Annotated in this window: 5 protein-coding genes; all 5 read left to right on the top strand. The window is 41.7% G+C overall.

Annotation, left to right across the window (positions count from 1 at the left end; all coding sequences use genetic code 11):
• Window positions 1–1,525: DUF1542 domain-containing protein (locus WKI42_RS08920; RefSeq protein ID WP_368081726.1), on the top strand; the 1,525-nt coding region annotated here is incomplete at its 5' end.
• Window positions 1,526–2,230: 705 nt separating this feature from the next.
• Window positions 2,231–3,508 (top strand): group II intron reverse transcriptase/maturase, encoded by a 1,278-nt coding sequence (ltrA, locus tag WKI42_RS08915; protein ID WP_368081725.1) that lies wholly within the window; start codon window positions 2,231–2,233, stop codon window positions 3,506–3,508.
• A gap of 135 nt (window positions 3,509–3,643) precedes the next feature.
• A complete protein-coding gene (locus WKI42_RS08910) occupies window positions 3,644–4,921 on the top strand; it encodes an ABC transporter permease (protein WP_368081724.1) in 1,278 nt (425 codons plus the stop codon).
• 12 nt (window positions 4,922–4,933) lie between these two features.
• Complete coding sequence (gene vex2, locus WKI42_RS08905) at window positions 4,934–5,581, top strand: ABC transporter ATP-binding subunit Vex2 (protein ID WP_368081723.1); 648 nt, start codon at window positions 4,934–4,936, stop codon at window positions 5,579–5,581.
• Window positions 5,582–5,635: 54 nt separating this feature from the next.
• The gene (gene vex3, locus WKI42_RS08900) at window positions 5,636–7,015 is read left to right on the top strand and encodes an ABC transporter permease subunit Vex3 (protein WP_368081722.1); all 1,380 of its coding nucleotides are present in this window, start codon (window positions 5,636–5,638) and stop codon (window positions 7,013–7,015) included.
• Window positions 7,016–7,370: the final 355 nt, after the last annotated feature.

The following is a 7,370-nucleotide window of genomic DNA, read 5'->3' as shown; positions in this document are numbered from 1 at the left end:
GACGACAAATACATTAACCAAACCATATAAACAAAGTGTTACAGATAATGATTTGTTAGACGCTGTAAATGCTGAACACAAACAGACTGTTAAGCTGAAAGATGGAACAAGCTATCCTACAACAGATGGTTTCCATGACATTGAACTTACAGTGACATATGAAGATGGTAGTACGGAAAATGTATCAGTGAAATACAAAGTCACAGATGCTTCTAAAGAGGCTATCGATAAAGCGGCACAAGATAAGAAAGATGAGATTGATAAACGTACCGACTTGACGAAAGAAGAGAAGGACACAGCTAAATCTGAAGTTGAAACAGTAGCAGACAAGGCTAAGAAAGCTATTGACGACGCGAAAACTAACGATAAGGTAGATGAAGCGAAGAATAATGGCACTAAGGCTATCAATAACATCAATCCAAGTGGCTATAAGAAAGCAGAAGCTAAGAAAGAAATCGATAAAGCAGCTAAAGCTAAGAAAGATGAGATTGATAAGCGTACCGACTTGACGCAAGAAGAGAAGGACAAAGCGAAATCTGATGTTGATACAGCAGCAGACGACGCTAAGAAAGCTATTGACGACGCGACAACTAACGATAAGGTAGATGAAGCGAAGAATAATGGCAAACAAGCTATCGATAACATCAATCCTCAGCCTGCTCCTCGTCCAAATCCAACACCAACACCACGTCCTGACGATAGTGACAACACTAATAATGGTGGAAATGCCGACAACAGTGCTAACACGAACAACGGTGGTACTACCAACCCTGCCCCTAACAATAGCGACAGTGTGACACCAGATAACAGTGCCAACACTCCAGCCGTTGATGTGACGTCCGACGATAGTAGCAACACCAACCCTGCTACTCCGTCATCTACTGTTGGACAGGCGCAAGCAAGCACTCCAACTCAGGAAACTCCAGTTTCTACATTGGCTCCAAACAATTCAGGCAATTCAGTGACTCCTAGTGAGACTCATCCTGTTGACAAGTCTGAACTTGCTCGATTGGTTGAAGAACTAGAAAGTCGTTTGAAAGACTTGGATGGTATTGATCAATCTGTCATCGACGCTGCTAAGATCATTCTCGGAGAGGGTCAAGAAGCCCTTAGAAATGCTGACTTGACAGAGGCAGGCTTGAAAGAGATTACTGCTAAGGTCAAGAAAGCACTCGAATCCTTGAAAGGCAAGCAAGCGACTAAGGAAGAAGAAATGAAAGAAACAAGGAAAGATCAAGGTCATCTTCCATACGGTACGATGATTGGCAGTCTGCTCGCCCTTCTTGGTCTCCTTCTCTTCCTCATCGCTCGTCGTAAGAAAGAGTCAGAACTCAAGAAATTGACAAAGGAATTAACTAAGGTTCTGCAAGACGGCGACCTTACAAATGTAGATGCGAAAGTTCTCGACCAAGCACGAGAAGCTCTCGCTCAAGCAGTTGCCTTCCTAGCCAATGAGAAAGAGTCTGACCACACAGAAGATGAGTTGATTGAGAAACTCAAAGCTATTCTTGCTCAGTTAAGATAAGCAAAGTTTAGACGAGTCGGAAACTAGCTAGAATAGTGATTGAAAGAGCAACGGTGAAAGCCGTTGCTCTTTTTGATGTACGACGGGCATGTCGTGCATCTGAGGTGTAAGTCCTCCGAGGGCACCCGCTACCGGTGAACCCAATAGCGATTCCCAAGCCTGACTATCGTGAGGTAGCGGGGAGAGGAAGGGATAGCGAAATCGTGGCTCTACGAACAGGAACGTGATAGTAAGGCGTATATAGCGGATAAGGGGGCTCAAAACTCTAAAGTCCAAAAAGGTAGTCGTAACCTATATGCGTAAATCATGAGAGTAATTGAATTCGGACTAAGGTTTGTGTGAAAAAGATAAATCTTCCTAGTGCCTAAAGACTCTGCGTCAGATTTCCTATTTTCACTGTAACCTTCTAACGTCCTCATATCTTGTATAAACTAGGAAAGATGTACGACTTATCCGCGAGGTATCATGAGCGCTGAAAGCGTAGTAACAACGAATCATGAGAAGTCAGCCGAGCCCATAGTAGTGAGGAAACTTCTGTAATGGAAGTGGAGCGAAGGGGTGACCAACTAATCGAAGTAATCCTACTTCACTTGTGTCTGTAAAACGAGTGGTCTGATAGAACTGGAGTCTGTCACGTATTGACTAGATGAAGGCTCACAAATATAAGATGTCCCTCAGGCACCAAAACAAGAAAGGAATACGCACATGTCAAAATTGCTAGATAAGATATTATCACGCGAAAATATGCTTGAAGCCTACAATCAAGTAAAATCCAATAAGGGCTCAGCTGGGATTGATGGAATTACTATCGAAGAGATGGATAATTATCTCAGACAAAACTGGCGCTTGACTAAGGAACTGATAAAACAGAGAAAATATAAGCCTCAACCAGTTCTTAGAGTTGAGATTCCCAAACCAAACGGAGGTATCCGTCAACTAGGAATTCCAACAGTTATGGATAGAATGATTCAACAGGCCATTGTCCAAATCATGAACCCCATTTGTGAACCTCATTTCTCAGATACGAGTTATGGCTTCAGACCAAATAGGTCATGTGAAAAAGCCATCATGAAGCTCTTAGAGTACTTAAATGACGGCTATGAGTGGATAGTGGATATAGACCTAGAGAAATTTTTCGATATGGTTCCTCAAGATAGATTGATGTCCTTAGTACATAACATTATCGAAGACGGAGATACGGAATCCTTGATTCGTAAGTATCTTCATTCAGGTGTTATCATTAACGGTCAGCGTCATAAAACGTTAGTTGGTACACCACAGGGAGGAAATTTATCTCCTCTCTTATCCAACATCATGCTTAATGAATTGGACAAGGAATTAGAAAAGAGGGGACTTCGATTTGTGCGCTACGCAGATGATTGTGTGATTACGGTCGGAAGCGAGGCAGCTGCTAAACGTGTGATGTATTCAGTCAGTCGTTTTATTGAGAAACGGCTAGGTTTGAAAGTAAACATGACCAAGACTAAGATTACCAGACCAAGAGAGTTGAAATATCTAGGTTTTGGGTTCTGGAAATCATCAGATGGTTGGAAAAGTCGTCCACATCAAGATAGTGTTCGGAGATTTAAGCTTAAATTGAAGAAACTAACACAGAGGAAATGGAGTATAGACTTAACAAGACGTATTGAGCAACTGAATTTGTCTATTCGAGGATGGATAAACTATTTCTCATTGGGAAATATGAAAAGTATAGTTACTAGCATAGATGAGCGCTTGCGTACTCGCCTACGAGTGATTATCTGGAAGCAATGGAAGAAGAAATCTAGACGATTATGGGGATTGCTTAAGTTAGGGGTCCCTAAATGGATAGCAGATAAGGTATCTGGCTGGGGCGACCATTATCAATTAGTAGCTCAGAAGTCGGTACTTAAACGTGCTATATCAAAACCAGTCCTTGAAAAACGTGGACTGGTTTCGTGTTTGGATTATTACCTTGAACGACATGCGTTAAAAGTTAGTTGAACCGCCGTATGCCGAACGGCACGTACGGTGGTGTGAGAGGGGCTAGAGATTATCCCCTACTCGATATTTTTTTCGCATTTCATAAACATTTCATATTTGGGTTTTATAATAGTCTTACGAATATGGAGGTGACAAATGAATCCAATCCAAAGAGCTTGGGCTTATGTCAGCAGAAAACGACTGAGAAGTTTTATTTTATTTCTGATTTTATTGGTCCTATTGGCCGGAATTTCAGCCTGTTTGACATTGATGAAGTCCAACAAGACAGTAGAAAGCAATCTTTACAAATCACTCAACACATCTTTTTCTATTAAGAAGATAGAAAATGGTCAGACCTTCAAGTTGTCGGACTTATCATCCGTGAGCCAGATTAAGGGACTGGAACATGTCTCTCCTGAACTCGAAACTATCGCAAAACTGAAAGACAAGGAAGCGGTGAGTGGCGAGCAGAGCGTGGAACGTGATGATTTGTCAGCTGCGGACAAGAACTTGGTTAGTGTAACGGCTCTTGAGGATTCATCCAAGGATGTGACCTTTACTAGCTCGGCTTTCAACTTAAAAGAAGGGCGACACCTTCAAAAAGGAGATTCCAAGAAAATCCTAATCCACGAAGAGTTGGCTAAGAAGAACGGTCTTTCGCTTCATGACAAGATTAGCTTGGATGCTGGACAGTCAGAGACTGGTAAAGGACAAACTGTCGAGTTTGAAATCGTCGGCATCTTTTCTGGTAAAAAACAAGAGAAATTCACGGGCTTGTCTTCTGACTTCAGTGAAAACCAAGTCTTTACAGACTATGAAAGTAGCCAAAGCCTTTTGGGCAATAGTGAACCTCAAGTTAGTGCAGCCCGCTTCTATGTAGAAAACCCTAAGGAAATGGACGGACTCATGAAGCAGGTGGAAAACTTGGCTTTAGAAAGTCAAGGTTACCAAGTCGAGAAAGAAAACAAGGCCTTTGAACAAATCAAAGACTCAGTAGCAACCTTTCAAACCTTCCTGACCATCTTCCTTTATGGGATGATGATAGCTGGAGCAGGCGCCTTGATTTTAGTCTTGTCTCTCTGGTTGAGAGAACGAGTCTACGAAGTGGGGATTTTACTTGCACTTGGAAAAGGCAAAAGCTCAATCTTCCTACAATTTTGTTTAGAGGTAGTTTTGGTATCTCTTGGAGCTTTGCTTCCAGCATTTGTTTCAGGAAACGTAATCACAACTTACCTACTCCAAACTCTACTAGCAAGTGGAGATCAGACAACCCTACAAGATACACTAGCCAAAGCAAGCGATTTATCAACCAGCATCTTATCTTTTGCAGAATCCTATGTTTTTCTAGTTCTGCTTAGTTGCTTGTCTGTAGCCCTTTGTTTCCTATTTTTATTTAGAAAATCGCCGAAAGAAATTTTATCATCTATTAGTTAAGAAGGAGAAATCATGACTTTATTACAATTACAAGACCTTACCTACCGTTATAAGAACACTGCTGAAGCAGTCCTATATCAGATCAATTATAATTTTGAACCCGGGAAATTTTACAGTATCATTGGCGAGTCAGGAGCGGGGAAATCCACTCTCTTGTCCCTCCTTGCTGGTCTAGATAGTCCTGTTGAAGGCTCTATTCTTTTTCAAGGGGAAGATATTCGTAAGAAGGGCTATTCCTATCATCGTATGCACCATATTTCCTTGGTTTTTCAAAATTATAATTTGATTGATTATCTTTCTCCACTGGAAAATATCCGCTTGGTCAACAAAAAAGCAAGCAAGGATACACTTCTTGAGCTTGGTTTGGATGAAAATCAGATCAAGCGGAATGTTCTCCAGTTATCAGGTGGTCAACAACAACGTGTTGCCATTGCTCGTAGTTTGGTCTCAGAAGCTCCAGTGATTCTAGCTGATGAGCCAACAGGAAATCTGGACCCTAAAACTGCCGGAGATATTGTCGAACTGCTCAAATCACTTGCCCAGAAAACAGGTAAATGTGTCATCGTCGTCACCCACAGCAAAGAAGTAGCACAAGCGTCAGATATTACACTTGAGTTGAAGGATAAGAAACTGACTGAAACTCGAAATACTAGTAAATAATTTGAGCTTTTCTGTTGGAACTATAAGAAAGAACAAAACCTAGAAAGGGAACCTATGTTACACAACGCATTTGCCTATGTTACAAGGAAGTTTTTCAAATCGATTGTCATCTTCCTGATTATTCTCCTCATGGCGAGCTTAAGTTTGGTCGGCTTGTCGATCAAAGGAGCTACTGCCAAGGCTTCTCAGGAGACTTTTAAAAATATCACCAATAGCTTCTCCATGCAAATCAATCGTCGCGTTAATCAAGGAACGCCACGTGGTGCTGGGAATATCAAGGGTGAAGATATCAAAAAAATCACCGAAAACAAGGCTATTGAGTCTTATGTTAAACGCATCAATGCCATTGGCGATTTGACTGGCTATGAACTTATCGAAACTCCAGAAACCAAGAAAAATCTGACACCTGACCGTGCCAAACATTTTGGAAGTAGCTTGATGATTACAGGTGTCAATGACTCCTCTAAAGAAGACAAGTTTGTCTCTGGTTCTTATAAGCTGGTCGAAGGTGAGCACTTAACAAACGACGACAAGGACAAGATCCTCCTGCACAAGGACTTGGCAGCCAAACACGGCTGGAAAGTAGGCGATAAGGTCAAACTGGATTCCAATGTCTACGATGCAGACAATGAAAAAGGTGCCAAAGAAACAGTTGAAGTGACAATCAAGGGACTCTTTGATGGCCATAATAAGTCAGCAGTCACCTATTCACAAGAACTCTACGAAAATACTGCTATCACAGACATCCATACGGCTGCTAAACTTTATGGATACACAGAAGACACAGCTATTTATGGGGACGCAACCTTCTTTGTAACAGCGGACAAGAACTTGGATGATGTCATGAAAGAATTGAATGGCATCAGTGGTATCAACTGGAAGAGCTACACACTTGTGAAGAGCTCCTCTAACTACCCAGCTCTTGAGCAATCCATCTCTGGTATGTACAAGATGGCCAACCTCCTCTTCTGGGGTAGCTTGAGTTTCTCAGTTCTTCTCCTTGCCCTCTTACTCAGCCTTTGGATCAACGCTCGTCGCAAGGAGGTGGGAATCCTCCTCTCTATCGGTCTCAAGCAGGCAAGTATCTTGGGGCAATTCATCACCGAATCCATCTTGATTGCCATTCCTGCTCTTGTTTCTGCTTACTTCTTAGCTAATTACACTGCCCGTGCAATTGGAAACACTGTCCTTGCCAATGTGACTTCAGGTGTTGCCAAACAGGCTAGCAAGGCGGCTCAAGCCTCTAACCTTGGTGGTGGTGCAGAAGTAGATGGCTTTAGCAAGACCTTGTCGAGCTTAGACATTTCCATTCAGACATCAGACTTTATCATCGTCTTTGTCCTTGCCTTGGTTCTAGTGGTTCTCGTTATGGCGCTTGCTTCAAGCAATCTCCTTAGAAAACAACCAAAAGAGCTCTTGCTCGATGGTGAATAATACTGATGCTAGACTGAAAAATGAGGCTAGCAACTGAAAGTTTTAAAATGATACATGAAGCAGAAAGCAATGGTAACAATCATTGCTTTCAGTTGCTTTCGTTGTACTTTAGTACTTAAATATGATATACTAAGGTTATGGAATTTATTAGAAAGGAGTTTCGCAACTTATATATGGAATCGTGCATAAAAATCTATAGAAATCTTATCTTGGAAATAGATAGATAAATCTGTAGAAGCCTATCCATATCGCAAACATAGGCTAGTAGACCTAGGCAGGGTCTACCTTGGAAAATATAGAATAGTGAGGAAAAATCAACATTATGAGACAAACAAATGTTAGAGGAAGCTTGTCC

The organism is Streptococcus pseudopneumoniae, assembly GCF_038148935.1.
Lineage (GTDB): Bacteria > Bacillota > Bacilli > Lactobacillales > Streptococcaceae > Streptococcus > Streptococcus pseudopneumoniae_U.
This window is presented reverse-complemented; position numbering and strand designations above follow the sequence as displayed.

Excerpts from the sequence above, each read along its gene's own strand:
- vex3 (WP_368081722.1), top strand. The coding sequence starts at position 5,636 with ATGTTACACAACGCATTTGCCTATGTTACAAGGAAGTTTTTCAAATCG.
- ltrA (WP_368081725.1), top strand. The coding sequence starts at position 2,231 with ATGTCAAAATTGCTAGATAAGATATTATCACGCGAAAATATGCTTGAA.
- vex2 (WP_368081723.1), top strand. The coding sequence starts at position 4,934 with ATGACTTTATTACAATTACAAGACCTTACCTACCGTTATAAGAACACT.
- WKI42_RS08910 (WP_368081724.1), top strand. The coding sequence starts at position 3,644 with ATGAATCCAATCCAAAGAGCTTGGGCTTATGTCAGCAGAAAACGACTG.